Origin of the sequence: Acidisoma sp., from assembly GCF_965199065.1 — a bacterium.
Taxonomy (GTDB): Bacteria; Pseudomonadota; Alphaproteobacteria; order Acetobacterales; family Acetobacteraceae; genus Acidisoma.
In genome coordinates, this window is sequence record NZ_CBDAQN010000003.1 from 1,189,279 (window position 1) to 1,213,754 (window position 24,476).

Below are 24,476 nucleotides of genomic sequence, written 5' to 3' on the forward strand. Positions count from 1 at the left end.
TCACTTCCTTCCGCTGCTGGCGCGGACCCGGATCCAGCCGTTGAAGACAGTCGCGAGCAGCAGCATGGCGCCCACGAAGAACATGAACCAGTCAGGATCCCAGTCGGCGTAGATGACGCCCTCGGTCGTCATGCCGAAGATGAACGCCCCGAGCGCCGACCCTGCCGCCGAACCGTAGCCGCCGGTGAGCAGGCAACCACCGACCACGGCGGAGGCGATGTAGAGCAGCTCGTTGCCGATGCCCGCGCCGGATTGCACCGTGTCGTAGGCGAACAGCATGTGCATTCCGAGGAACCAGCACGAGAAGCCGACCGTCATGAACAGGCCGATCTTGACCTTCTTCACCGGGATACCGACGGCGCGTGCGCTGTCACCCTGGCCGCCGACCGCGAAGATCCAGTTGCCGACGCGCGTCCGCAACAGAACCCAGGTCGCGATCAGCGCAAAGATGATCCAGTAGACGATGGCGATGCTGAAGTTGACCTGGCCGACCTTGAAGCTCGACGCGAAGATGCTCTGCGCCAGATTGAACCCCGGCATTCCGCTGATGTCCTCCGTCGCCACATTGCCGGTGACGAGTTTGGTGACGGCGATGTTCAGCCCCTGCAGCATGAGGAAGGTCGACAGCGTCACCAGGAAGCTGTGCAGCTTGGTCTTCACGAGCAGGTAGCCGTTCAGCGCGCCGATGCCCAGGGAGAAGAACAACGCGAAGATGATGCCGAGCCAGATGTTGCCGAAGATCTCGGTCGCCGCCATCGAGGCCGCGAGCGAGGACGAGACGACGGCGACGCCCGCGCTGAGGTCGAACTCGCCGCCGATCATGAGCATGGCGACCGCCACGGCCGGAATGCCGAGCGTGGACGCCTGATAGAGCACCGTCGTCAGCGCCGACAGCTGCCGGAAGGGTGGCGCCATGACATAGAAGAAGGCGAAGACGAGAATCACGCCGCCAAGCGCGCCCACCTCGGGACGCTTGAGCACTTTCTTCCAAAGCGGCTGATGCACCAGTTGACGGCGCATGACACGCGGTTCGACTCTTTCTGTGACGACGGTCACGTTACCCCCCTTCGGCCGCTGCCGGCCGGATCAGCTGAAGTGCTGCTTCGCGCTTATCGCGTTCCCATCTTTGCGAACTTGGCGACAACCGCGATGTTCGAGCTGTTGACGAAAGCCGGCCCCGTCAGCACCGGCTGGCCGCCGCCGACAACATCGCCATTGTGCTTGTAGAGCCACAGTAGATCGACGGCTTCGTAGCCCTCGACATAAGGCTGCTGATCGACGGCCCATTGCAGCTTGCCCTGCTGGATCAACGTGACAGCGCGCGGCGTGAGATCGAAGGTGCCGACCTTTGCCTGGCTGCTGGCCATGCTGGCGGCCATGATCGCCGTGGGCGCGAAGGGCGCGCCGAGCGTGACCACGTAATCGACATTCTTGTCCTGCTGAAGCTTCGCCTCGATGCGGGACTGGGCGCTCGCCATATCGTAGCCCGGCACATAAAGAATGGTGTAGGCGCCCTTGAAGGTGCTCTTGATGCCGTCGCAACGAGCTTCGAGCTGCACCGCGCCCTGCTGCTGATCGACGCAGACAACGCTCTTGGCGCCATCCTTGTTGAGGAGATCACCGACGGCCGCACCGGCAATGGTCTCGGCCTGCCCGACGTAGGCCATCAGCCCCGCCTGCTTCCACGCGTCACCACCGGCATTGAAGCCGACCACCGGAATGTTGGCGGCCAGCGCGTTCTTGAGCGTCGTCTCTTCGGCATCCGGGAAGGCGAGCGTGAGCGCAATGCCGTCGACATGCTGGGCGGTGACGTTGGTGATGAGCTGCGCCTCACCCGAAGCCGTCGGGTTGGCAAGATAGAGCAGCTTCACATTGTCCTTCTTTGCGGCTTCGTTGGCGCCTTTGCGGATGATGTCCCAGAAGGTGTCGCCCGGCTGGCCGTGCGTGATCATCGCGAAGGTATAATGCTCGTTCGATTGGGCAAAGCTGCGGACTGGCGTCAGGAACGTCGCGCAGGCAAGTGCCGCGCCCGCTGCCATGGTGAAGAAGGACGTCTTGGTCATCGATTTCATGTCTTTTTCTTTCCCTCGCGCCAGACGGCGCAGATCGCAATGCATTTTCATTTGGACGATTGCTTGTAGCCGACGATCGTTATTGTTGACTGCGCGAACAGCGGCGAAAAAACCTGCCCTGCCGGCGCGCATCTTCGCTGTCGGTGCCCCCCCTGGCGCTTCTTTCTTATTGCCGCGATAGCGGTTGGATAAGGCCATAGCGGTCAGGCGGTGTAAATCGGATTCTGGCCTTAATCGACCGGGAATTCCATTTTTTTATCCGGATCGGTTGAGTTTTTCCATCTTCGAGCCGCTTCCGGCTCGAGATAATGGAAATTGCTCGCAGTTGCGTCAGCGTTATTCGGCGGCGATCGGGTGGACGAGCACGGTGTCGGTGGTCGCGGTGCCGGGCAGTTGCCGCACGACGAACCAGGACGGGTCCCGCCTTTGATGCAGCAAAGCCGGAATGATCTCGGCATAGGCCGCGCGCAGATCCGGGTAAGGCTCCGGGCATTGATCGCGGATGAGCTCATGAAGCTTGGGCAGCGCGTAGAATGGCACCATCGGGAACATGTGGTGCTCGATGTGGTAGTTCATGTTCATGTAGAGGAAGTCGAAGACGGGGTTCATCAGCACGGTGCGCGTGTTGAGACGATGGTCGTACACGTCCTCGTCGAGACCCGTGTGCTGGGTGATATTGAACACCTGGGACAGCGGGCCGCCGTAGAAGCGCGGCAGTACGATGAACATCGCCGGCAGTATGCTGCGGGTGAGGATGCAGGCGGCGATGGTGGCCGCGAAGATGGCGACGTAGATCCGCGACGACCACACGACCTTGGACTTCTCCATCTCAGGGATGAAGTGGCGGCCATCGGCATTCAGATTGCCGGTCGCATTGCGCAGGATCAGGCCGATCATCTTCACGCCGGACTTGATGAAGAAAAGATCGAGCATGAGCGCCGCGATTCCGGGCGGCCTCTGCACGGCAATCTCCGGATCGCGGCCGACGATGATCGTGTGAGTGTGGTGGCGGGAATGGCTCCAGCGCCAGTAGGTGCCTTCGTGCAACGTCATGAAGGCCGCGAGTTGATAAAGCGCCTCGTTGATCCAGCGCGTCTTGAACGGCGTGCCGTGGGAAAGCTCGTGCGCTCGATGGTCGGCGGCGGAGTAGAGCACGCCATAGACGCCGAAAGGGAGCACGCACCACCAGGTGCCCCAGGACAGAAAGCCTGCCACCCCTGAGAGAAGCAGGAGGCCGAGCCACAACCCGAAATGCCGCAACGGCGGGCCATCCGAGCGGCGGGTGAGTTGCTTCAGCGTCTTGCGGTCGATCGTGCAGGAGAACCACTCCTGCTCGACCTGGCTCTCCAAGGTGTCGCTGTCCAGATGGGCGGCGCCGTCGGCCCCACCTCCGCCCAGCCCATAGGTCTTCCAGGCCATCGGTTTTTCCCTTTGCTGTTGGCGCAACTTACGGCGGCGCGGCCGGCAGCTTCAATAAATGAGAGAATTATCTCTCAAACCCTCAGCATGAGCGCTAGGATGACTGAAAGATTCTCTCATCCGGCAGAGCATGAAGCGACCGACCATTGCCGATCTGGCCCGCGCGGCGGGTGTCAGCGTCTCCACTGTGGATCGCGTCCTCAACGGGCGCGACCCGGTACGTCCGGACCGCGCCGAGAAGGTGCTGGCGACCGCGCGGGCGATCGGTTTCCGTGCCGAGCAGGCCATTCGCCAGCGCCTGACCGAAGAGAAACCCTCACGGACCTTCGGCTTCATCCTGCAGCGCGAAAAGGGCGCCTTCTACCGCGGGGTGGCTGAGGCTCTCAAACTCGAGGTGGAGGCCGCACCCACGATCCGCGGGCGGTTCCGCGTCGAGTTCCTGGCGGACCTCACGCCCGCCTTCGTCGCCGACCGCATCGCGGCGATGGCCAAGGTAGTGGATGCGATCGGCGTGGTGGCGGCGGACCACCCACGCATCTCGCAGGCGATCGGGCAGGCGCACGAGCGGGGCGTGCCGGCGATCACACTCATCTCGGATCTCACGGCCCCGACGCGCGCGGGTTACGTTGGACTCGACAACTGGAAGGTGGGGCGGACGGCCGCCTGGGCCGTCGCGAACATGGCCCGCCCGGACGGTCGCGTCGCCATCCTCGTCGGCAGTCACCGCTACCTTTGCCAGGACGTCGCCGAGATGAGCTTTCGCTCCTACATGCGCGAACATGCACCCGGGTTCGGGGTGATGGAGGCTGTCACCACGTTCGAGGATCCCGGCTATGCCTACGAGCACACGCTCGACCTCATCCGGCGCACGCCCGATCTGGCGGCGCTGTGGGTGGCGGGCGGCGGCATCGAGGGCGTGGTGCAGGCGATAGCCGATGCGGGCGCTGCCGACCGCCTGGTGACGATCGGGCGCGACCTGACGGACGATACGCGCGCGGCTTTGATCGATGGCACGATCAGGCTGGTGTTATCGCATCCAAGGCGTGCCATGGCGGCGGCGGCCGTGGGCGCGATGGTGACGGCGACAGACGAAGCGCCCCCGCCGTTCCAGCAGGTGTTGCTGCCGTTCGAGCTATGGACGGCCGAGAATGTTTAGCGCCGCGTCTCCCGAGGCCACATCGAAATCCCTGGCGACCCCACTGACGATAAGCCTCGGCACGGCGCTCGCCATAAGGCTGTTCATCGCTTTCGCCTTTCCGAACTACTACGCGCCCGACGAAATATTTCAGTACATCGAGCAGGCGCATCGACTGGTTTTCGGACAAGGCGTTGTGCCTTGGGAATATCAGGTCGGCTTACGGTCCTGGCTGATACCGTTACTGCTCGCGGCACCGATGGCACTGGCGCACCTGTTTGTCCAAGCGCCTGCTGCCGGCCTGATGCTGATCAGGCTCATGCTCTGCATCGCCTCACTGCCGATCGTCTGGTGTGCGACGAAGTGGGGCGAACGCTTCTATGGCACCAGAGGCGCCTGGACCGCCGGCTTGCTCACCGCCGTCTGGCCGGATTTGTGGCTTATGGCACCGCATCCCCTGGAAGAGGCGCTGTCAGCAGACCTGCTGGTGCCTGCGATCTACCTGGTGGAGGCAAGTCGCGGACAACCCAACCTGCGACATGTCATGCAGGCCGCGTTCTTGCTGGGGATGACATTCACCTTGCGAGAACAATTGGCACCGGCGATTGCTGTCGCCGGCGTTTTCCTCTGTGGCCGAAACATCAAACGATGGTTGCTTGCACTGCCGGTCGCGGCCGTTCCGGTACTGTGCGCTGGCGTGCTCGATTGGTTCACCTGGGGCGCGATGTTCCGCAGCTTCTGGATGAATATCTACCTGAACATCGTCCTCGGCGTCGCCAGCCACTACTTCGATTCCGCACCACCGACCTACTATCTGTTGAACTTGCTCTACGACTGGCTCTGGGGTGGAATTTTTATCGGCTACTTCGCGTGGCTTGGCGTCCGAAAATTGCCTGTTGCAGGGCTGGCTGCGCTGGCAACCATCGCCGTGCATTCTCTCGTTGCCCATAAAGAACTGCGCTTCATATTTCCCGCGACAGCCTTAGTCATCCCTCTGGCCGGCGTCGGGCTGGCCCGCGTTTGCGCGAACAAATCAGAATTGCGGATCGCTCTCCTCCTCGGTGGGAGTCTGAGCGGCCCCTACATGAGCCCCCTGCTCTATATGATGGTGCCATGGCAGGATAATGCTTCGAGACTCTACTCCAGCTTGGCAGCCGGGCATCCTTGCGTCGTCAGCATTCAGACCTGGGATCGAGGCTTCCTTCCTATCCTGCCGGTGTTCGGCGGAAAGACACGGTTCACCGGTGAGACGATAGCCGCCGGCCAATCTGGACATGTTGAGCCCGATGCCATCGTCGCCGCAAAGAACAGCGCGGCTATTCCTCCCGGCTTCAGTCTGCGATCCTGCGCCGAGCAGAGTTGGATCCCTTTCAAGCACCGGGCACCCGATGTCTGTTTCTGGACCCGCCCGGTTCTGTCATGCCAGCCGGGGCCGGTCGCGCCTTTCGTCCTCGTTTATCCCCCTGCCGCCAGACCGTATGGTATTCGGGACCGGCTGACAGATGCCCCGTGAAGGTCCTCGACGTCGTCGCCGCTTTGCCCGTGCTGATCGAGGCCGCGGTGCTCCAGCATCTTCGCGACCGGCGGGGAACACGCTGGCTATGGCCTGAAACAGACCCGGATCGCCATGCGGGAGAACACCGCCATGAGGTCAATGATGTGGGTCGTAGGAGACCTTCGCGGCGCTACCCACAAAGACGTCACGCGTCCTTAACTTTCCAAAGTTGCTGGATCTGCTCAAGCGACCGTCCTTTCGTCTCCGGCACGTTCCCGATCATGTTGATGAGGGAGAGGAACACCTGGCTGACCAGAAATGCCGCCGCCCAATTGACCGCGGTCGCCACCGCAACAGCAAGCCCGCGAATATGGCCGGGGAAAATCTCGTTGATGACCGTCCAGACGACAGGTCCCAACGAGAACGCGAAGCATCCGATGAACACGACCAGCGCCAGCAGCGTGACGATCCCGGCAACGACTGTTGATCCCGACTTCGCGCCCACCGTCATGAACTCGAAGGCGATGCCCATGACCGATGTTTTGCAGCCGTCCGACCTTAGCCCAGCCTTTTGCGAGGACCTCCGGCGGTTTGGCCCGATCAGCTTCCGGGATCGTACTTTGCCGCGAAGGCCGCCGCATCCAGATGGCGAAAATCCATCAGCGCCGCCGTCAGCTGCTCATGCGTCCAGTCCCACCAGGCGATGCGGCGCATTGCGGCCTCCACCTCCTCCGTCACACGCCGCCGGATGGGCCGTGCCGGATTGCCTGCCACAATCGTATAAGGCGCGACATCCTTCGTCACCACGGCACCCGCGCCAATTGCGCCACCCAACCCCACGGACACACCCGGCAGCAGGATCGCGCCATGGCCGATCCAGACATCGTGCCCGATCTTCACCCGGGCCTGGCGGCGCCATTCGAAGACCTCGGCGTCATCCTCCACGCCCATCCGGTGCGAGCGGCTGCGATAGGTGAAATGGTGCAGCGTCGCGCGCCAGAACGGGTGATTGGTCGGGTTGATCCGCACATTGGAAGCGACGTTGCCGAACTTCCCGAATTCCGTGTTGAACACCTGAGAGTCTTTGACAAGATAGGTCCAGTCGCCGATCACACTGTCGAAGATTTCGCACCGCGGGCCGATCGCCGTCCAGGCGCCGACCTCGGTGTTGCGCAGGATCGCCGCGGGGTGAATCCACGGCGTCTCGCTCATCTCGCCATCGCCCCGCCAGGGGTCCTGATACTCGCCCTGGTTGATCAGCACCATCCTACGGCTCCGCCGGGCTCGGGTTGCTCAGCGGGCGCGGGTTGAAGTCCGCCGGGATGTGGTTGACGAGGTTCTGCACGCGGTCCTCCGTGGTCACTCCGATGGCGTGGCATCCCTGGCCCCCATAAGGCGGCAGAGCGTTGACCACGGCATCGGGAATTTCGGCATAGCTCGCCGGCAAGGGAGCGGCCTTGCCTTCCAGCCGCTCCGGGTCGAACGCCGAGAATAAATTGCCCGTCCCTGCTGTGCGGTCATCATGTGGACCGAGGTTGGTCTGCTTGAAGCCCTGCGGCCCGTTGAAATTCGGGTCCTCGCCATCCAGCCGCGCCTGCAACTCGTCCGGAAGATCGGCGAGCGGCGGAATGTTGTAGATCGCGTCGAGGAGCTTGATGACCGAGTTGTGGTCGCCCTCCTCGTGCGAAACCACATGGGCGCGCGCGTAAGGCGAGATGAGGATCAGCGGAATGCGCGGTCCGCGGCTGAGCGGCAGGCCGTTCGGGTCGAAGGACAGAATGCGCGGCGGCACATGATCGTAATCGCCTTCGGACTCGTCATAGGTGATGATGATGGCGCTATTCTTCCAGTATGGGCTGCGCGCGATGGCGTCGACCTCACGCGCGACGAGCGCCTCGCTGATCCCGGCATCCGAGTAGCCGGGGTGGTCGTCGTCGCCCTGGAACAACGCCTGCACCGCCTTCGCGTCGGGGGTGCCGTCGTTGAAGGCGGGCTTCATGCCGTTGATGGCATCATACCCGCCGCGCACGTAGAAGACGCCGGACGATGGCAGGCGTTGCGCGGCCATGTCGGCAAAGAAATCGCCGAGCCCGTGCTCATGATCGGTCATCAGCGGATTGTTGCTGATATAGCCGAAATACTGCGGGCCGTTGTGGTGGCCGATATAGCTGTCATGCGAGCCGTCAGCGGGCGCGGTGGCGGGCTCGTTCGGCTCGCGGTCGTAGCCTTCCTGATACCAGCCCCAGTTCATCGCCACCTGCCCGTCATGCGCGATGAAGGGAATGTCCTTCTGCACGTCGGCAAGATCGGTTTTGGCCGCGAGATCCTTTGCGGTGACATCGCTGACGGATTGGCCCGCCAACGTCAGCGGCAGGCTCGCGAAGGTGAGGTTCTTGGCGACGTTGCTGCCGTTCTTGCCGGACTTCTCGCCGACAAGGTTGGCGGGCTGCCGCTGCGGGCCTGTGGTTTTGTCGAGCTTGGAGCCCCAGAAGGCGATGTTGTCGGTCAGCAGCGGCACCTTGGTCGGCCCGGCCTGCGAGGCCGCCGGATGCTTCACCCATTGCGTCTCACCGACCTGACCCGAGATCATGGCGATGGCGTTCGGCGTCGACGGCCCGATGGTCGTCTGGAAGATGTTGTCGAACAGCACGAAGCGGTTGGCATAGTCCCAGAGGAAGGGGACGGTGTCGCAGTCCTCGTAGGCCATGGTCAGCTCGCCCATCTGCCTGGCCTTGAGTGGTGGATGGTTGGAGCCGGCGGGCGTGTATTTTTTCTCCTCGATGAGGGCGAACCTGTCCATCTTGGAGTCGAGGCCGACGAGATCCATTTTCGCGGCCATGCGGACGTGGCTGTGATCCACGTCATCCGTATCGGCGGCGTGCTGATCGGGGCCGATGCGGAACGGCTGGACACTACTCGATGTGCCGTCGGTGTCGAGGATCGGCTGGTTGAAGCCGAGCGTGGCGGCGGGAGGGCGCGGCTTGGCGCCATCCGAGAACAGCCCGTTGGCGCCGCGGAAGCTGCCGAAGTAGCTGTCGAACGAGCGGTTCTCCTGGAACAGCACGAAGACGTATTTCACATGGGCGCGCAGCAGCTGGACCATCTGCGCCTCGGGCAGTTCCGGGTCGCCGGAGGGTGCGACGAAAACCTTCGCCACATCACCGGCGGCGTCGGGCTGCGGGTTGAGAATGGGCCCGGACGCCATCTGCGCGAAGGCGACGGGAGGCTGCAGCAGCGCCGCTGCCGCAAGCAAGGCCGAGCAAGTTCTCAGGATGGCTTTCATCGTGGTCCTCGCTGTGCGGTTCAGCATTCACTCGGAATACGGCGGGCAGAACAAGCCGCCCTCGCTCCAGAGTGTATTGAGCCCCGGCGGCAGGTCGAGCCTGCTGTCGCTGCCGAGGTTGCGGCGGAAGATCGCGTCGTAGTCGCCCACGCCGTGGCTCAGGGCCGCCTGCCAATCGGGCGCGAGCCCGAAGGTGGTCGCGACCGAATCCGCGGCCGGTTGCGGGCGCATCACCGCCGGCACGATCCAGCCAACGAGCGCCGACCAGCGCGGGTCCCCGAGGCCCGTGACCGCCACGATGGGGTAGGCCGCGAGCGGGTCGGGCAGCAGGCGGCTCGGATGGCCATCGTCTGCCGCTTCGACCCGGATGGCCGCGACGCTGGTGATCTCGTTCACCATCGCGCTGCAATGCCCGGCGTAATAGGCGTCGAGTTCCTCGTCCGACTCCTGGAACGGGAAATAGCGCAGCGCCAGATGCCGCGCGGCGAACCAGGGAGCGATGCTGCGCTCGGCGCCGGTTCCGGGCTCCGCGCAAACGTTCTGGCCCGCGAGGTCGGCGACGCGCTGGGCTGGCGAGGCCGCCGGCACCAGGACAGCGTCAGATTCGAAGAAGACGGGCGGCCCCGGCAGCACGGCCCCTATGAGGTCAGCGTCGACGATCTCGGACTGCGTGAGGAAGGACAGCTCGTCCCGGCCCTGGCGCAGGGGGGCGTAGCTTGCGGGCAGAAGATAGGCGTGGAAGTCGACGCGGGCCGACGGGCCGAGCACGGCGGTCGCAACCGCCCGGCAGAGATCGACCTCGAGCCCTGCGAGCCTGCCATCCGGACCCGGAAAGGCGAGGCCGGGACGGACCGTGCCGCCGCAATGCAGGACGCCCTCGGCCCGGATGCGGTCCAGCACGCCGGCCGATGCCGGGACAGCCTGGACGCTCAGGAGCAGCAGCGCCGTCAAGGCCAGCCAAAACCGCATCGAATTCTCCAGGCGCAACCGCTAGAGCGTTACCGGGCGCTGTCCGTCGGCACCAATGACGGTCTGATGACGGCCTGCGCCGGGTCATCCGTCAATGTCGCAAAGCCCCACGACCGGACCATGCAGGCGAACGGTATCGAAGCGCGCGTGACGCTTGCGGATATCCTCGAGATCGTCGGGGGTCGAGACATCCCGCTCGGCGTCGCCCAGCACGAGGTCCGCATGGCGCTGCAGTTCAGCCTGCCGGGCGGGTGTGCGTTCGCAGGCGACGGCGGCAGTCAGCACCTCGATCTGGCGGATCAGAACCGCGGCCGAGCCCGCCGCATTCTGCCGGATCATGTGGAACATGGCGTCCGTGAGGCCGCCGTAGTCGATGGCCGGCACCACCAGAGCCGGCTGACCGCCGCTCAGCGTGACCCCCAGCGACAGGTGACGCGCGGCAAGATCGCAGAGCGCGGCACCGAGACGGTCGAGCACGCTCATGGCGGTGTGCGGATCGTTGATGCCGGGCGACAGGGCCCGGACCGCGACCTCGACGAGCTGACGCACCGAGAATTCGAGATCGGCTGAGCTTGCGCGGTGTTCGCTGACCGCGGTTGCCTTGCTGATGGCTGCCGCCGCGCCCTCCACCTCCGACAGCATCACGGCGATGGGCGCGCCCGGAAAAACGTAATCGCCCGGACGCACCAGAAGCCGCAGCCGCGTGTTCTGCTCCGCCGCCCAGTCGGCGAGCCCCGCGGTATCAAGCTGCTGGAGGTAGCCTCGCCGGGGATCGGTGACGGTGATGCCGTCGCGCCAAACCTGGAGCGGCGGCGGCTCGGGCTGCGGCTCATCGAAGGTCAGCCTCGCAATGGCGCGGCGCACATCGTCACTCACCAGGTCGACGACCGTATCGACATTGATGCGGCCGGCCATGTGGCCGACGAAGTAGACCAGGGTGGCGACGCAACAGAAGGCCAGCACGATGTCGACGGTGAGGGAGAGGTGCGGGACGAACTCCCCCTCGCTGCGGGTCCGCACCGTGCGCAGCACCATCAGGGTATAGGTGAAGGTGCCGAGGAAGATGCCGAGCGTGACCTGGTTGCCGCGGTCCCGGGTGAAGTTCCGCAGCAGGCGCGGCCCCATCTGCCCCGCCGCCAGAGAGAGTGCGGCGATGGTGATGGAGAAGATCGTGCCGGCGGTGCTGATGGTGGAGGAGGCGACCGAGCCCAGAAGGGTGCGGGCGCCGGTCGCCCCGCCGCTGTAGAGCCACGCGCTTTGGATCATCGCCTTCGAGATGACGCCGCTGCGGTCGAGCTGAACCAGGATCAGGGCCAAGGCGATGCCGCCGAGAACCAACAGACCCGGAACGACCCAGAAGGTGTCGCTGAAGGCGGCCAGAAGTTTTTTGAGGCGGGCGTTCAAGGCCGATCCGATCCGGTATCCGCTGTGAATCTCGGGTGTTAGGCAATTTGAGCCCGTGCGGCCAGTGCCATTGGCGTGCGCGGAGCGAGCGACAGCGTGATCTTGCCCTCTTGGAGGGCAAGCTCATCTCGGAACGGCCGGGTTGCGCCGTGGCCGTCTTTCAAACACCGAGGAGTTATTTCGCCCATGCTTCGCTGGTCCCTGCTGGCGATCATCCCCGTGGGGCCCATCCTGCACGCGCTCGGCCTGCCGCCCATCTGGGTCTTCCTGACCGGCATTCTCGGCGTCGGCGTTCTGGCGGACTGGATCAGGCGCGCCACCGAGCAACTCGCCCGCCACACCGGCGCGGCACTCGGCGGGCTCCTCTCGGTGAGCCTCGGCAGCCTCGCCGAGTTGCTGCTCGCGCTTTTCGTTCTGGCGCGTGGCGCGGTGGACGTGGTGCATGCGCAGATCACCGGATCGATCATCGGCACCAGCCTGCTCGGCCTCGGGCTGGCCGTCATCGCCGGCGGCGCCGGCCGCGAGCACCAGACCTTCAAGCGCGAACGCGCCGGCCTGCTCTCCAGCCTGCTGATCCTGGTGGTCATCGCCCTGCTGCTGCCCGCCGTGTTCGACCTCACGGCACGACAGGTGGTCCGCGCCGGGCATGTCGCCGCCAGCGAGGAGACGCTCAGCCTCATCGTCTCGGCCGTGCTTCTGCTGCTCTACCTCGGCAACCTCGTCTACACGCTGGTCACGCACCGCGATGTCTTCGCGGCCGGCGAGCCGGAGAGCGCGGAGACGGCGCAGGCCTGGCCGCTGTGGCGGTGCCTGGCGGTGCTGGCCGCCACAACGGCGGTCGCCGCCTGGGAGAGCGACCTGATCTCGGACGCGCTCACAGACGCGGCCCGCACGCTGCACCTGTCCGCGACCTTCCTCGGCGTGATCGTGCTGGCGCTTGTCGGCAACGTCGCCGACCTCGTCTCTGCCATCTGGTTTGCCCGCCAGGGGCGGCTGGGGCTGGTGATGAGCATCTGCATCGGCTCGGCCATCCAGGTCGCCCTGGTGGTCGCGCCTCTGCTCGTGATCATCTCATGGCTGATCGGCGCGCCCATGACGCTCGTCTTCAAAAATCCGCTCGACCTCTTTGCGATCGCCGGAACCGCCTTCATCGTCAACGCCATCACCGGAGATGGCGAGACGACGTGGTTCGAGGGTGTGCTTCTGGTGGGGGTCTATTGCCTGCTGGGCACCGCGTTCTTCTTTGCCTGATGCCCCGGTCGATCCCGTGCCTCAAGCGCGGCGAGTGGCGGCCTTGGCAGGCTTGGCCGCTGCCTTGGGCAGAGGCGGCAGATCCTCGTCCAGAATTGTGAGCGTCACCGCGTAGGAAATCTCGCCCTCGTCGGTGTCCTTGTCCAAGGTGCCGATGGTTTCCTCGCCCACCGCGACCTCGATCGGGAAGCCCGGCTTCACCGGGGGCACGACCGTGAGCCGGTCATTGCCCAGGAGGCGGCGAAGGTAGGTCTGTACGCGCTCGATCTCGGCTCCGGTCATGTCCGGGTCCTCTCCTGAATGTCTTGGACGGGCCAGATACCGGATCGCGAAGCCCAATGCCACACCGTCTACGCAGCACCGCAGTCTTCCGGAACGGGTGGCTTGATCCTGATGGAGGCCGGGGCCAGGATGAGCCGATGAGCGAAACCGTGCTCGACCTCAAGCATCTGGCCTGCCCCCTGCCCGTGCTCCGCGCCAACAGGGCCCTGCGCGGCATGGAAGCGGGCGAGCGGCTGCGCGTGCTGGCGACGGACGCGGCATCGGTCGGGGATTTCAAAATCTATTGCCGGGAGACCGGACACGTCCTCGTCTCCTGGAGCGAGGAGGCCGGCGTCTACAGCTTTACGATCCGGCGCCGCCCAGGGGACTGAACCCTCCGTCCAATCAGAATAAGGAAACGGGACAAGATGGAACTCGGGTTGAAGGGCAAGGTCGCCGTCATCACCGGCGGCAGTGTCGGCATTGGACTCGCCATCGCCGAAGGGCTCGCGGCCGAGGGCGTCGACCTGCTGCTGTCCGCCCGGGATGGCGCGCGCCTCACCCGCGAGGCGGCGCGCGTCGCCTCAGCCTTCGGCGTGCGTGTGGAGACGGTGGCGGGCGATGTCGCGACGCCCGAGGCGGCCCAGGCCATCATCGACGCGGCGGAGGCCAAGTTCGGCGGCGCCGATATCCTGATCAACAACGCCGGCACCGGCAGCAACGAGACCATCATGGAAGCGCCCGACAGCAAGTGGGACTTCTACTGGGAGCTGCACGTTATGGCGGCGGTGCGGCTCGCGCGCGGGCTGGTGCCGGGCATGAAGCGCCGGGGTGGCGGCGTCATCCTCCACAACGCGTCCATCTGCGCCAGCCAGCCGCTCGGCTACGAACCGATATACAATGTCACCAAAGCGGCCCTGGTCATGTTCTCGAAAAATCTCGCCAATGAGGTCGTGCGCGACAATATCCGCGTCAACACGGTCAACCCCGGGCTGGTGCTCACGCCGGACTGGGTGAAGACCGCGAAGGAACTGACCGCCGATACCGGCGGCGATTGGGAGGCGCATCTGCAATCCGTGGCCGACGAACTCGCGCCGATCCGCCGCTTCGCCTCGGCGGCCGAAATCGCCAACCTCTTCGTGTTCCTATGCTCGGACCGGGCGAGCTATTGCGTCGGCTCCGCCTTCTTCGCCGATGGCGGCATGCTGAAGACGATCTAGGGTATGTCGGTTCTTCTCCTCACCCATCCGGCTGGCCTTGAGCATGAGACCGGCCCTGGCCACCCCGAGCGCATCGGCCGTCTCCGCGCCGTGACGGCGGCGCTGGCCGCCGCGGAGTTCGACGGCCTCATCCGCGAGGAGGCCCCAGTCGCGACGCGGGAGCAGCTCGGGCGGGTGCATCCAAAGCGCTATATCGACAGCGTGCTGAACACGCGCCCGGCGCCGGGACAGCTCGTGCGGCTCGACCCCGATACGGTGATGAGCACCGGCAGTGCCGAGGCCGCGTTGCGCGGCGCGGGCGGCGCCATCGCGGGCGTTGATGCGGTGCAGTCGGGCCGGGTGCGGGCGGCCTTCGTCGCCACCCGTCCGCCCGGGCACCACGCCGAGCCCGACCGGTCGATGGGCTTCTGCCTCTTCTCCAATGCGGCGATCGCCGCGCATCATGCGCGGGCCGCCTGGGGACGGCAGCGCGTGGCCGTGCTGGACTTCGATGTCCACCACGGCAACGGCACGCAGGCGGTCGCCTGGGACGATGCCGACTTCTTCTTCGGCTCCAGCCACCAATACCCCTTCTACCCGGGCACCGGCGGCTTGAGCGAAACCGGCGTCGCCGGGCAGATCGTCAACGCGCCGCTGGCCGCCTATAGCGGGCGGGCCGCGTTCGAAGCCGCCTGGACGGGCCGCATCCTGCCCGCGCTCGATGCCTTCGACCCCGACTGCATCATCGTCTCCGCCGGCTTCGACGCCCATCGCGACGACCCCCTCGCCCAGCTGGAGCTGAATGCCGCCGATTTCGCCTGGATCACCGGCGCGATCATGGACGCCGCCGACCGGCACACGCAGGGCAGAATCGTCTCCCTGCTCGAAGGCGGGTATGATCTCGACGCGCTCGCGGCCTCCGCCGCGGCCCATGTCCGCACGCTGCTCGCCCCATCGAGATCGTAAAGCCCGAAGGAGAGACCGCCATGCCCGACGCCGCACCGCTTCCCGCCTCCGCCACCCAGCCGGCCTGGGACAAGCTCGCGGCCCTCGCCGCCGCCCCCGAAGGCCGGCTGATCACCCCGCTGTTCGAGGCCGACCCGCAGCGGGCGGAGAAGTTCTCCGCGAGCTTCGACGATCTGTTCCTGGACTTCTCCAAGACCTCGATCAGCCCGGCCGCGCTGGAGGGGCTGTTTGAACTCGCCCGTGCCGCGAAGGTCGAGGACTTCATCGAACGGCTGTTCGCCGGCGAGCCGGTGAACATGACCGAGCACCGGTCGGCCATGCACATGGCGCTGCGGAGCCTGCCCGATGCCGGCTACCGCGCCGTGCTGCCCGAGGGCGGGTTCGAGGACGCCTCTAAGGTCGCCGCGCATGAGCGGCAGCGGATGGAGGCTTTCGTCCGCGGTGTGCATGACGGCTCGATCGTGGCCGCCGACGGCAAGCCCTTCACCGACGTGCTCAACATCGGCATCGGCGGCTCCGATCTCGGTCCCCGCATGGTCTCGATGGCGCTGACCTGGGTCCATGGCGCGAAGATCGAGCCGCATTTCCTCTCGAATGTGGACGGCCACGCCTTCGCGCAGTTCGCGCGCGAGCTGGACCCGGCACGGACCCTGGTGCTGGTCGCCAGCAAGACCTTCACAACGCTGGAGACCATGACCAACGGCCACGCGGCCCGCGACTGGCTCTCGGCGGCGTTGGGCGAGGATGCGGTGCATCACCATTTCGCCGCCCTCTCCACCAACCTCAAGGAGACAGCGAAGTTCGGCATCCGCGAGGATCGCGTTTTCGGCTTCAGAGACTGGGTTGGCGGCCGCTACTCGGTGTGGTCTTCGATCGGACTGTCGGTGGCACTCGCTGCCGGCTGGGAGCAGTTCGAGCAGTTTCTCGCCGGCGGCCGGGCTATGGACGATCATTTCCGCCACACGCCGCTCGAGCGCAACCTGCCGGCTCTGCTGGCGCTGACGGGCATCTGGAACATCGACATTCTGGGCGCGGCGACGCTCTGCATCCTGGCCTACGACGCGCGGCTGGCGCGCTTCCCGGCCTATCTCCAGCAGCTCGAGATGGAGAGCAACGGCAAGTCGACCCGGCTCGCCGGGGACCGGGTGACGCATCAGACCTGTCCGGTGGTGTTCGGCGAACCCGGCACGGATGCGCAGCACAGCTTCATGCAGCTGGTGCATCAGGGGCCGGCTTTGGTGCCGGTCGATTTCATCCTCCCCGCCGAGCCGGATCATGACCGGCCGGAGGCGCATCGCATTCTCGCCGCCAACGTCTTCGCCCAGGCGGAGGCCCTGCTGGCCGGCAAGAGCCTCGAAGAGGTGACGGAGGAGATGCAGAAGGCGGGCGCGGATGCCGAGACGATCGCGCGCGTCGGCCCGCACCGGGTCTTCACCGGGCAGCGGCCGAGCACGACCATCCTCTGCAAGAAGCTGGATGCCTACGGGCTGGGCCGGCTGATCGTTCTGTATGAGCACAAGGTGGCCGTGCAGGGCGCGATCTGGGGCATCAACAGCTTCGACCAGTGGGGCGTCGAGCTCGGCAAGAAGCTGGCGCAGGCGATCATCCCGTCGCTGGAGCCGGGCGCGCCCGCAGGTCAGCATGACGTCTCGACCACGCAGCTGATGGCGCGGTTCAAGATGCTGCGCGGCGAGGGCTGAAACGCGCGGCGGGCCTGGGAGCCACCTGGAGCCCGCCGTCTCGGCGGTTAAGGGTTATCAGGATGGCTCGGCGATCGACGTTCCTTGTGCTCGGCGCGACGGGGGGAACGGGCAAGCATTTCGTTGCTCAAGCCCTTGCAGACGGACATAGGGTGAGAGCGCTGGTTCGATCGCCGGGGAGGCTGCCGCCCGGAACCGAAAACCTCGACGTAAGGCAAGGCTCGATCACGGACATGATCGACACCGATGAACTGGTGGCGGGCGTGGATTTCGTCGTTTCGATGCTTGGAGACAAGAGCCTCCAGAAAGACTCGAAGATCAACACGGCCTTCGTGAAGCGGCTCGTACCGTCGATGCGAAGGCAAGGCGTGACGCGTTTTCTCTATCAGGCCGGAGGGTTGAGCCGTCCATACGGCGGGCGGCTTTCGCCCTTCTTCTGGGTCATCCGGAACACCCTCGCGCGCGGCTTCAATGGTCAGCATCAGGACAATGAGGCTGTGATGGACTATCTTGCGAACGAGGCGAACGATATCGAGTGGATCGTTCACCGTGCAGGCATCGGTTCCGACGGGCCATCCAAAGGTGTGCTGCAACGATCGCCAACCAAATTCAGCATCGCGACGCATCTAGATTGTTCGAACTACAATCATCGAATGATCAGGGACGCATTAGCCGTGCATACCGCTGACCTAAGCCACTACGCACGGGGCTAGCAAACACTGAGTTCGCGTTGGATAGCCAGAGCAGTAGCATTATTAAACAGGCCCTAAAGGCTGCCCGCCCAGCGCAACGCGTCCACCTGCCACCGGTTGAAGTCGTCCATGTCGCTGAGGCCAAGCTCCCTGGCGACCGAGATGAAAGTGCGGCTGTCGGCGTTCTCGCTCGCCTCGACCAAGTTGAGCAGCGCGCCCAGATGCCCGCGACGATGCAGCAGCGCTTCATGCAGCGCAGTGTCCAGATTGAGGATATCCAGAATATCGAACAGCGACTGCCCGAAGAGGGAGTCTGCGAGGCTGAGAACACCCACCAGGAAAGCGCGATCCCGCACCTTCGACAGGCCCAGCGAATCCGCAATCTCTTCCATGAGCCGTCCCCGAACGGCGGCAGTCTGCACCAGGGGATCCGTGTTGAGATCGGCGTCCCACTGCTGCGCGAACAGCATGATCTGCACAATCCGCGCGATCTGTTTCTGCCCGAGAACAAGGATCGCGTTCTGGAGGCTGTAGATCTTGTGGGGTCGCTGCATCGCGACGGAATTGGCGACCCTGAGGAGCCGGACCGTGAGGTCGGGGGCTTGTCGTAGAGCCTTCTCCAACTCGCCCGTTTCGGCATTCGTGTCGATGAGCCGGAAAATCTTGAGCAGTTGCAGCGTGGACGGCTGCACCGACTTACCGGTGATGATCGTCGGCCGCGCCAGGAAATACCCCTGGAAAAGATCGAACGCCATTGCGTGGCAAAACTCGAACTGCTCGGCCGTCTCGACCTTCTCGGCCAGCAATTTGACGCCGTAGCCTTTTAGTTCGTGCACGAGGCTGGTGATCTGCGGCTCCTTCAGAACCGAAACGTCCACCTTGACGAAGCTGATGTAAGGCATCACGGCCTTCAGCCCGTCGGTGAGCCGCACGACGTCGTCGAGAGCGAGGGTATAGCCGGCTGTCCGCAGCAGCTGGCACCGGTCGACAACCCGCGGCGTCATCGGCACGTGCTCGAGAATCTCCAGCACGACGCGGTTCTTCGGCATCGCCTCGATCACGTCGCTCATCAGCAGGCGTTCGTCGAAGTTGATGAAGCCCATTCGTTTGCCGAGCGCCGTGTCGATGCCGAGGCCGCTGAAGGCGTTCTTGATCACGCTGGCGGTCGCGTAGACATCGTCGATGACCAAAGTCCGGTCGACGCGGCTTGAACGGAACAGGAGTTCGTAAGCCACAAGCTCGCGCTTGCGACCAACAATCGGCTGCTGCCCAAGGAAGAACTCGTTTTGGGTGCCGCCCGTCACGCAGGCGTCACGCTTCTCGCATTGCGATGGTCATCCCGCCGAAATGGTTGCGTTATCGACACACCTGGGCGCCCCTGCCTGTCATGACCGGTTGCAGTGAAGACGTCCGCAAGAGGCATGGCCGCAATTTGGCACCAAAAAGTTAAAGCGAGATGACCGGAACGGCAGCGCGGAGCTTAAGGGGCAAGGCCCGTCACCTGCGCGGGGAGGACAGAGACCCGATCCCGCCGTCCCGGTCACCGATGGTTGAGGAAGCGGGCGCTTGAGGAAGCGGGCGCTTGAGGAAGCGGGCGCTTGATGAGCGCGCCGCCGCTCCGCGCGTGCAGCATCCGGGCAACGCTCATGGAGTCCGCCGTGCGCCTGTGCCACCTTGGCGAGATGCCGACGATTCGCCTCCTCCCGGGTCATGTCGTGGACCGCATCGCCGCAGGCGAGGTGGTGGAGCGGCCAGCCGCGGCCGTGAAGGAGCTGGTGGAAAACGCTCTGGACGCGGGCGCGCGCCGCATCGCCGTCTCGCTCCTGGAGGGCGGCATCCGCCGGATCGAGGTTTCGGACGACGGCTGCGGCATGGCCCCTGACGCGCTGCCGCTCGCCATCCAGCGCCACGCGACGAGCAAGCTCACCGAGGCCGGCGATCTCGTCCACATCACCACGCTGGGCTTCCGGGGCGAGGCGCTGCCCTCGATCGGCGCCGCTGCCCGCCTTGCCGTCACGAGCCGGCCCGCCGGCGCGGACACTGCGTTCACCATCCGCGTCGAGGGTGGCGTCGTGGCGGAGGTGACGCCGGCGGCCGGCATGCCCGGCACCCGCGTCGTGGTGACGGACCTGTTCTTCGCCACGCCCGCGCGCCGGGCCTTCCTGCGCAGCCCGCGGGTGGAGGCCGATCACGCCGAGGCGGTCATCCGCCGGCTGGCGCTCGCGGCGCCCGAGGTGGCGTTCCGGCTGGAGCATGAGGAGAAGCTGATCCTCGACCTTCCCGCTACCGACCCGCGCGGCCGGCTGGCGGCCCTCCTCGGCGCTGAGGACGCGTCCGCCCTGGTCGAGGTTGCGGCCGAGCGGGAGGAGGTCAGGCTTTCGGGTTTCGCCGGAGCCGCGGCGACCCATCGGGCGACCGGGGCGGCGCAGTTCCTGGTGGTGAACGGCCGCCCGGTGACAGACCCGCTGCTGAGGACGGCGCTGCGCGTCGCCTACCAGGAGGTCATTCCGCGCGGGCGCTTTCCGGTCGCCGGGCTCTGGCTCGACCTGCCGCACCGGGCGGTGGATGTGAACGTGCACCCGGCCAAGACCGAGCTGCGCTTCCGCGACCCCGAGCGCATCCGCGGACTGATGATATCGGCACTGCGACATGCGCTGGCGCGGCCGGCGGTGCTTCAGTTTCAGCCGCGCGCCGCCCTGCGTGGCCGGGCAGGCGTCCCCAGCGCCTATGCGCGAACCGACGGGCCGCCCGCTCCCGCCTATCATGGTCCTGCCCACCAGGCTCCGGCGTATGATGGGCAGTTGCCGGCCGAACCGCCATATGGTGCTGGCGCACTGCCGAGCCTGCTCGCCGAGGGGCAGCTGGCGCTGGCCGCTGCACCCCTGGCGCGGTCCCCGGCGGCGAACGCCGAGCCGGCGGCAGCGGGTCACCCGTTGGGGGCGGCGGTGGCGCAGGTGCTCGACACCTACATCATCGCGGTCGCGGGCGACGGCACGCTCATCCTGGTCGATCAGCATGCGGCGCATGAGCGGCTGACGCACGAGGCGCTCCGCGCACAGCTTCTCGGCGCCACCGGCACGGCGACGCAACCCCTGCTGCTGCCGGTGGTGGTCGATCTGGCGCCGGCCGACGCCGCCCGGCTGGCGGATGCCGCACCCTCCCTGGCGCGGATGGGGCTGGAGATCGAGCCGTTCGGATCGGGCGCGATCATGGTCCGCGCTCTGCCGGCGGTGCTCGGAGCGGCCGATCCGCGCCCGCTGCTGGCGGACATCGCCGATGAACTTGCCGATACCGAAGAGACCACGGCCCTGGCCGTGCGGCTCGACGCCGTGATCGCGCGCATGGCCTGTCACGGCAGCATCCGCGCCGGGCGGCGGCTGAACCCGGCAGAGATGAACGCGCTGTTGCGCCAGATGGAGCAGGTGCCGCGCGCGGCGACCTGCAGCCACGGGCGGCCGACCTTCCTCAAGCTCAGCCGCGCCGAAATCGAAACCCTGTTCGGGCGGCGGAGTTAACCCGGGCGACCACGCTCATGCACCGCGGGCATGGCGGGTTCTTCATCTCCGTCTTGCACGAAAACGTGTGGGCGACCATCTCCGGGGGCATGTTCAACACATCCCCATCGCCGCACGATCCCATCGGTTGGCACGGCACAACCATTCTCTGCGTCCGGCGCGGCGAACACGTCGCCATGGCCGGCGACGGTCAGGTCACGCTTGGCCAGACCGTCATCAAGGGCAATGCGCGGAAGGTCCGCCGCATCGGCAACGGCGAGGTCATCGCGGGCTTTGCCGGCGCCACGGCCGACGCGTTCACGTTGCTCGAACGGCTCGAGGCCAAGCTCGAACGCTTCCCGAACCAGCTCGAACGCGCCTGCGTCGAATTGGCGAAGGACTGGCGCACCGACCGCTACCTCCGCCGCCTCGAAGCCATGATGACGGTCGCCGACCGCGACCACTCCTTCACCCTCACCGGCAACGGCGACGTGCTGGAGCCCGAGGACGGCATCATCGCCATCGGCTCCGGCGGCAACTACGCTCTGGCGGCCGCGCGCGCCCTGATGAGCGTGCCCGACCTCTCCGCCGAGGAGATCGCCCGCCGCTCGATGAAGATCGCCGGCGACATATGCGTCTATACGAACCACAGCCTTGTGGTCGAGGTCATCTGACCCCTATCTTTTAAGGGCGTCACAGGACTGACACCTCTTTATCAGGCCGCCACCGGTCGCTGCCCAGCGGGGCCGGTCTCGGCGCTAGGAACACTGCAATGGAAGCCCCTACCTACTCCCCCCGGGAGATCGTCTCCGAACTCGATCGCTTCATCGTCGGACAGGCCGATGCGAAGCGCGCCGTCGCCATCGCGATGCGCAACCGCTGGCGGCGCCAGCAGGTGCCGGAAGGCATGCGCGAGGAGGTGGTGCCGAAGAACATCCTCATGATCGGACCGACCGGCTGCGGCAAGACCGAGATCGCACGCCGCCTCGCCCGTCTCGCCCAGGCGCCTTTTCTCAAGGTCGAGGCGACGAAGTTCACCGAGGTCGGCTATGTCGGCCGCGACGTGGAGAGCATCGTGCGCGACCTCGTCGAGGTCAGCATCACCATGCTGCGCGAGACCAGCCGCAAGGATGTGCAGGCGAAGGCCGAACTCAACGCCGAGGAGCGGATCATCACCGCGCTCGTCGGTGAAGGCGCGGCCGCCGACACCCGCTCGAAGTTCCGCCGCATGTTGCGGAACGGCGAGTTCGAGGAGAAGGAGGTCGAGCTTGCCATTTCCGAGGCGCCGGCGCAGGCGATCGGGCAGATGGACATCCAGCCGGGCCAGGCGATCAACCTCGGCGACATGATGAAGGGCATGTTCGGCCGCCAGGCGCAGGCGAAGAAGATGACGGTCGCCGTCGCCCGCCGCGCCCTCGAGCGCGAGGAGGCCGACAAGCTGCTCGACAGCGACCAACTCACCAAGGACGCGGTGCGTCACGCCGAGAACAACGGCATCGTCTTCCTCGACGAGATCGACAAGATTTGCGCGCGGTCGGAGGGCGGTTTCCGCGGCGCCGATGTCAGCCGCGAAGGCGTGCAGCGCGACCTGCTGCCGCTCATCGAAGGCACGACGGTCACGACCAAGCACGGCTCGGTGAAGACCGACCACATCCTGTTCATCGCCTCCGGCGCCTTCCATGTCTCGAAGCCCTCGGACCTGTTGCCGGAGCTGCAGGGCCGCCTGCCGATCCGGGTGGAACTCGCGCCGCTGTCGCGCGACGATCTGCGCCGCATCCTCACCGAGCCCGAGCACAGCCTGCTCAAGCAGTATGTGGCGCTGATGGACACCGAGAAGCTGTCGCTCGAGTTCACCGAGGCGGCGATCGACGCGGTGGCGCAGCTGGCCGCCGACATCAACGAGCGGGTGGAGAATATCGGCGCCCGCCGCCTGGCGACCGTGCTGGAGAAGCTGCTGGAGGATATCAGCTTCTCGGCCTCCGACCGCCCGGGCGAGACGGTGACCGTCGACGCTTCGGATGTGCGCGAGCGGGTCGCCCCGCTGGCTGCCAAGGGCGACCTCAGCCGGTTCATCTTGTGAAGGCGGTGTTGTAATGGCCGGTTCGCCGTTCGTGACACCCGAGGAGGCGACGGCTGCCGAAGCCGTCGCCGCCATCGCGGACGAGCTGGCCGTGTTCGACGACTGGATGGATCGCTATGGCTACATCATCGAGCTGGGCCGGAAGCTGCCGCCCTTCCCCGACGGCTGGGCCAACGACGCGCATCGCATTCCGGGCTGCCAGAGCCGGGTCTGGATGGAAGCCGAGCCGCGCGACGGCGCCCTGTTCTTCGCGGGCGCCTCGGATGCGGCGATCGTCTCGGGCCTCGTGGCCCTGCTTCTCCGCGTCTACTCGGGCCGCACGGCAGAGGAAATCCTCGCGACCGATCCGGTTTTTCTGAAAGACCTCGGGCTGATCGAAGCGTTGTCGACCAATCGCGGCAACGGGATCGCGTCGATGGCGCGCGCCATCCGGGAGCGTGCGACGGCAGCACGGGCGCTCGCCTAACCTATTGGTTTGCTATGACATCGGGCCGTGTTGCGGCTATCCTCGCCGGGCGATTTCAAGCGGGGTGGACGATGGCCGGCATCAGGCGGTTTGGGTTGACGATGGTGGTCGCATTCGCGGCCGGCGGCCTTGCCATGACGGCGGTCGCCGAAGAACCGCATCTCGCCGGGGCGCTCGCGGCGCTGAGCGATGCCAATGGCTACCTCTCTCAGACCACCGGCAACAAGGGCGGCCATCCGCAGAAGGCGATGGCGCTGATCGCTCAGGCGGAAGCCGAGATCCGGGCAGTCGCGCCATGAGCCTGCTGAACCGCAAGCGTGCGGCGGTGATCGCCGCCTTCCTCGGCGGTGGTGCGCTGGCGGGCTGCGCGCTGCATCACCAGGGGCACATGAACTCTGCCCTCGCCTCGCTGAACATCGCCGCTTCGGACCTTGGGCAGGCGACACCGGACAAGTCGGGCCATATCGCCGCCGCTCTGAAATACACGCAGCAGGCGATCGACGAGGTCGAAGCCGGAATGGCCTACAAGATCCAGACCGGGAGCGGCGCGACCCCGGACTGACCCAGATCGACCCAGATCGACCCAGATC

At 65.9% G+C, this 24,476-nt stretch carries 24 protein-coding genes; 14 read left to right on the forward strand and 10 right to left on the reverse strand.

Annotated features, from left to right (window positions below; genetic code table 11):
• The 3 genes from ACOEQ1_RS13655 to ACOEQ1_RS13665 all read right to left on the reverse strand — a co-directional run bounded on the left by ACOEQ1_RS13655 (window position 1) and on the right by ACOEQ1_RS13665 (window position 3,491).
• Window positions 1-1,020, reverse strand: coding sequence for an ABC transporter permease (locus tag ACOEQ1_RS13655; RefSeq protein WP_419759790.1), 1,020 nt, complete (start codon window positions 1,018-1,020; stop codon window positions 1-3).
• An 89-nt stretch (window positions 1,021-1,109) separates the two neighbouring features.
• Window positions 1,110-2,072, reverse strand: a complete 963-nt coding sequence (locus tag ACOEQ1_RS13660; protein WP_419759791.1) for a substrate-binding domain-containing protein — start codon at window positions 2,070-2,072, stop codon at window positions 1,110-1,112.
• A 336-nt stretch (window positions 2,073-2,408) separates the two neighbouring features.
• Window positions 2,409-3,491: a fatty acid desaturase gene (locus ACOEQ1_RS13665; RefSeq protein ID WP_419759792.1), complete on the reverse strand. Its 1,083-nt coding sequence runs from the start codon at window positions 3,489-3,491 to the stop codon at window positions 2,409-2,411.
• A 130-nt stretch (window positions 3,492-3,621) separates the two neighbouring features.
• Here ACOEQ1_RS13665 and ACOEQ1_RS13670 point away from each other — a divergent pair, with 130 nt between their 5' ends.
• Together ACOEQ1_RS13670 and ACOEQ1_RS13675 are read left to right on the forward strand one after the other, a co-directional pair.
• A complete protein-coding gene (locus ACOEQ1_RS13670; RefSeq protein WP_419759793.1) occupies window positions 3,622-4,647 on the forward strand; it encodes a LacI family DNA-binding transcriptional regulator in 1,026 nt (341 codons plus the stop codon).
• On the forward strand, window positions 4,640-6,139 hold the full coding sequence (locus tag ACOEQ1_RS13675; protein WP_419759794.1) for a mannosyltransferase: 1,500 nt from the start codon (window positions 4,640-4,642) through the stop codon (window positions 6,137-6,139). Before ACOEQ1_RS13670 ends, ACOEQ1_RS13675 begins: the two co-directional genes overlap by 8 nt.
• Before the next feature lie 187 nt (window positions 6,140-6,326).
• Here ACOEQ1_RS13675 and ACOEQ1_RS13680 read toward each other — a convergent pair whose 3' ends face one another.
• From ACOEQ1_RS13680 to ACOEQ1_RS13700, 5 genes are all read right to left on the reverse strand, one after another.
• Window positions 6,327-6,653, reverse strand: a complete 327-nt coding sequence (locus ACOEQ1_RS13680) for an MFS transporter (protein ID WP_419759795.1) — start codon at window positions 6,651-6,653, stop codon at window positions 6,327-6,329.
• A 68-nt stretch (window positions 6,654-6,721) separates the two neighbouring features.
• Complete coding sequence (locus ACOEQ1_RS13685; protein ID WP_419759796.1) at window positions 6,722-7,387, reverse strand: chloramphenicol acetyltransferase; 666 nt, start codon at window positions 7,385-7,387, stop codon at window positions 6,722-6,724.
• Between the two features lies 1 nt (window position 7,388).
• On the reverse strand, window positions 7,389-9,404 hold the full coding sequence (locus tag ACOEQ1_RS13690) for a phospholipase C (protein ID WP_419759797.1): 2,016 nt from the start codon (window positions 9,402-9,404) through the stop codon (window positions 7,389-7,391).
• A 27-nt stretch (window positions 9,405-9,431) separates the two neighbouring features.
• On the reverse strand, window positions 9,432-10,373 hold the full coding sequence (locus tag ACOEQ1_RS13695; RefSeq protein ID WP_419759798.1) for a hypothetical protein: 942 nt from the start codon (window positions 10,371-10,373) through the stop codon (window positions 9,432-9,434).
• Window positions 10,374-10,457: 84 nt separating this feature from the next.
• Complete coding sequence (locus ACOEQ1_RS13700) at window positions 10,458-11,777, reverse strand: DUF2254 domain-containing protein (protein WP_419759799.1); 1,320 nt, start codon at window positions 11,775-11,777, stop codon at window positions 10,458-10,460.
• Window positions 11,778-11,963: 186 nt separating this feature from the next.
• Here ACOEQ1_RS13700 and cax point away from each other — a divergent pair, with 186 nt between their 5' ends.
• The gene (gene cax / locus ACOEQ1_RS13705; RefSeq protein WP_419759800.1) at window positions 11,964-13,028 is read left to right on the forward strand and encodes a calcium/proton exchanger; all 1,065 of its coding nucleotides are present in this window, start codon (window positions 11,964-11,966) and stop codon (window positions 13,026-13,028) included.
• 21 nt (window positions 13,029-13,049) lie between these two features.
• Here cax and ACOEQ1_RS13710 read toward each other — a convergent pair whose 3' ends face one another.
• Window positions 13,050-13,310, reverse strand: a complete 261-nt coding sequence (locus ACOEQ1_RS13710) for a DUF3126 family protein (RefSeq protein ID WP_419759801.1) — start codon at window positions 13,308-13,310, stop codon at window positions 13,050-13,052.
• Between the two features lie 137 nt (window positions 13,311-13,447).
• Here ACOEQ1_RS13710 and ACOEQ1_RS13715 point away from each other — a divergent pair, with 137 nt between their 5' ends.
• From ACOEQ1_RS13715 to ACOEQ1_RS13735, 5 genes are all read left to right on the forward strand, one after another.
• Window positions 13,448-13,681: a sulfurtransferase TusA family protein gene (locus tag ACOEQ1_RS13715; RefSeq protein WP_419759802.1), complete on the forward strand. Its 234-nt coding sequence runs from the start codon at window positions 13,448-13,450 to the stop codon at window positions 13,679-13,681.
• A gap of 36 nt (window positions 13,682-13,717) precedes the next feature.
• Window positions 13,718-14,509, forward strand: a complete 792-nt coding sequence (locus ACOEQ1_RS13720; RefSeq protein ID WP_419759803.1) for an SDR family NAD(P)-dependent oxidoreductase — start codon at window positions 13,718-13,720, stop codon at window positions 14,507-14,509.
• A gap of 3 nt (window positions 14,510-14,512) precedes the next feature.
• Complete coding sequence (locus tag ACOEQ1_RS13725; protein WP_419759804.1) at window positions 14,513-15,454, forward strand: histone deacetylase family protein; 942 nt, start codon at window positions 14,513-14,515, stop codon at window positions 15,452-15,454.
• Window positions 15,455-15,474: 20 nt separating this feature from the next.
• Window positions 15,475-17,154, forward strand: a complete 1,680-nt coding sequence (gene pgi / locus ACOEQ1_RS13730; RefSeq protein ID WP_419759805.1) for a glucose-6-phosphate isomerase — start codon at window positions 15,475-15,477, stop codon at window positions 17,152-17,154.
• A gap of 62 nt (window positions 17,155-17,216) precedes the next feature.
• Window positions 17,217-17,867, forward strand: a complete 651-nt coding sequence (locus ACOEQ1_RS13735) for an NAD(P)-dependent oxidoreductase (protein WP_419759806.1) — start codon at window positions 17,217-17,219, stop codon at window positions 17,865-17,867.
• A 53-nt stretch (window positions 17,868-17,920) separates the two neighbouring features.
• Here the strand turns inward: ACOEQ1_RS13735 and ACOEQ1_RS13740 are convergent, their stop codons facing one another.
• Entirely contained in the window at window positions 17,921-19,150 is a 1,230-nt protein-coding gene (locus ACOEQ1_RS13740) for an EAL and HDOD domain-containing protein (protein ID WP_419759807.1), read from the reverse strand.
• Between the two features lie 342 nt (window positions 19,151-19,492).
• On the opposite strand from ACOEQ1_RS13740, the gene mutL reads away from it, so the two are divergent.
• The 6 genes from mutL to ACOEQ1_RS13770 all read left to right on the forward strand — a co-directional run bounded on the left by mutL (window position 19,493) and on the right by ACOEQ1_RS13770 (window position 24,448).
• Entirely contained in the window at window positions 19,493-21,361 is a 1,869-nt protein-coding gene (gene mutL / locus ACOEQ1_RS13745; protein ID WP_419760695.1) for a DNA mismatch repair endonuclease MutL, read from the forward strand.
• Window positions 21,362-21,450: 89 nt separating this feature from the next.
• On the forward strand, window positions 21,451-22,014 hold the full coding sequence (hslV, locus tag ACOEQ1_RS13750) for an ATP-dependent protease subunit HslV (RefSeq protein ID WP_419760696.1): 564 nt from the start codon (window positions 21,451-21,453) through the stop codon (window positions 22,012-22,014).
• A gap of 98 nt (window positions 22,015-22,112) precedes the next feature.
• Window positions 22,113-23,420, forward strand: coding sequence for an ATP-dependent protease ATPase subunit HslU (gene hslU, locus ACOEQ1_RS13755; protein WP_419759808.1), 1,308 nt, complete (start codon window positions 22,113-22,115; stop codon window positions 23,418-23,420).
• A gap of 13 nt (window positions 23,421-23,433) precedes the next feature.
• The gene (locus ACOEQ1_RS13760) at window positions 23,434-23,886 is read left to right on the forward strand and encodes a SufE family protein (RefSeq protein ID WP_419759809.1); all 453 of its coding nucleotides are present in this window, start codon (window positions 23,434-23,436) and stop codon (window positions 23,884-23,886) included.
• 71 nt (window positions 23,887-23,957) lie between these two features.
• Complete coding sequence (locus ACOEQ1_RS13765) at window positions 23,958-24,185, forward strand: hypothetical protein (RefSeq protein ID WP_419759810.1); 228 nt, start codon at window positions 23,958-23,960, stop codon at window positions 24,183-24,185.
• A complete protein-coding gene (locus tag ACOEQ1_RS13770; protein WP_419759811.1) occupies window positions 24,182-24,448 on the forward strand; it encodes a hypothetical protein in 267 nt (88 codons plus the stop codon). The genes ACOEQ1_RS13765 and ACOEQ1_RS13770 overlap by 4 nt, the downstream gene beginning before the upstream one ends.
• Window positions 24,449-24,476 lie beyond the last annotated feature (28 nt).

Bases quoted from the DNA above. Each gene is read 5' to 3' on its own strand.
- ACOEQ1_RS13690 (WP_419759797.1), bottom strand. From the start codon at position 9,404: ATGAAAGCCATCCTGAGAACTTGCTCGGCCTTGCTTGCGGCAGCGGCG.
- ACOEQ1_RS13725 (WP_419759804.1), top strand. From the start codon at position 14,513: ATGTCGGTTCTTCTCCTCACCCATCCGGCTGGCCTTGAGCATGAGACC.
- pgi (WP_419759805.1), top strand. From the start codon at position 15,475: ATGCCCGACGCCGCACCGCTTCCCGCCTCCGCCACCCAGCCGGCCTGG.
- ACOEQ1_RS13660 (WP_419759791.1), bottom strand. From the start codon at position 2,072: ATGAAATCGATGACCAAGACGTCCTTCTTCACCATGGCAGCGGGCGCG.
- ACOEQ1_RS13760 (WP_419759809.1), top strand. From the start codon at position 23,434: ATGGCCGGTTCGCCGTTCGTGACACCCGAGGAGGCGACGGCTGCCGAA.
- ACOEQ1_RS13680 (WP_419759795.1), bottom strand. From the start codon at position 6,653: ATGGGCATCGCCTTCGAGTTCATGACGGTGGGCGCGAAGTCGGGATCA.
- ACOEQ1_RS13675 (WP_419759794.1), top strand. From the start codon at position 4,640: ATGTTTAGCGCCGCGTCTCCCGAGGCCACATCGAAATCCCTGGCGACC.
- hslU (WP_419759808.1), top strand. From the start codon at position 22,113: ATGGAAGCCCCTACCTACTCCCCCCGGGAGATCGTCTCCGAACTCGAT.
- hslV (WP_419760696.1), top strand. From the start codon at position 21,451: ATGTTCAACACATCCCCATCGCCGCACGATCCCATCGGTTGGCACGGC.
- ACOEQ1_RS13715 (WP_419759802.1), top strand. From the start codon at position 13,448: ATGAGCGAAACCGTGCTCGACCTCAAGCATCTGGCCTGCCCCCTGCCC.
- ACOEQ1_RS13655 (WP_419759790.1), bottom strand. From the start codon at position 1,020: ATGCGCCGTCAACTGGTGCATCAGCCGCTTTGGAAGAAAGTGCTCAAG.
- ACOEQ1_RS13720 (WP_419759803.1), top strand. From the start codon at position 13,718: ATGGAACTCGGGTTGAAGGGCAAGGTCGCCGTCATCACCGGCGGCAGT.
- mutL (WP_419760695.1), top strand. From the start codon at position 19,493: ATGGAGTCCGCCGTGCGCCTGTGCCACCTTGGCGAGATGCCGACGATT.
- ACOEQ1_RS13710 (WP_419759801.1), bottom strand. From the start codon at position 13,310: ATGACCGGAGCCGAGATCGAGCGCGTACAGACCTACCTTCGCCGCCTC.
- ACOEQ1_RS13695 (WP_419759798.1), bottom strand. From the start codon at position 10,373: ATGCGGTTTTGGCTGGCCTTGACGGCGCTGCTGCTCCTGAGCGTCCAG.
- ACOEQ1_RS13770 (WP_419759811.1), top strand. From the start codon at position 24,182: ATGAGCCTGCTGAACCGCAAGCGTGCGGCGGTGATCGCCGCCTTCCTC.
- ACOEQ1_RS13670 (WP_419759793.1), top strand. From the start codon at position 3,622: ATGAAGCGACCGACCATTGCCGATCTGGCCCGCGCGGCGGGTGTCAGC.
- ACOEQ1_RS13735 (WP_419759806.1), top strand. From the start codon at position 17,217: ATGGCTCGGCGATCGACGTTCCTTGTGCTCGGCGCGACGGGGGGAACG.
- ACOEQ1_RS13685 (WP_419759796.1), bottom strand. From the start codon at position 7,387: ATGGTGCTGATCAACCAGGGCGAGTATCAGGACCCCTGGCGGGGCGAT.
- cax (WP_419759800.1), top strand. From the start codon at position 11,964: ATGCTTCGCTGGTCCCTGCTGGCGATCATCCCCGTGGGGCCCATCCTG.
- ACOEQ1_RS13665 (WP_419759792.1), bottom strand. From the start codon at position 3,491: ATGGCCTGGAAGACCTATGGGCTGGGCGGAGGTGGGGCCGACGGCGCC.
- ACOEQ1_RS13765 (WP_419759810.1), top strand. From the start codon at position 23,958: ATGGCCGGCATCAGGCGGTTTGGGTTGACGATGGTGGTCGCATTCGCG.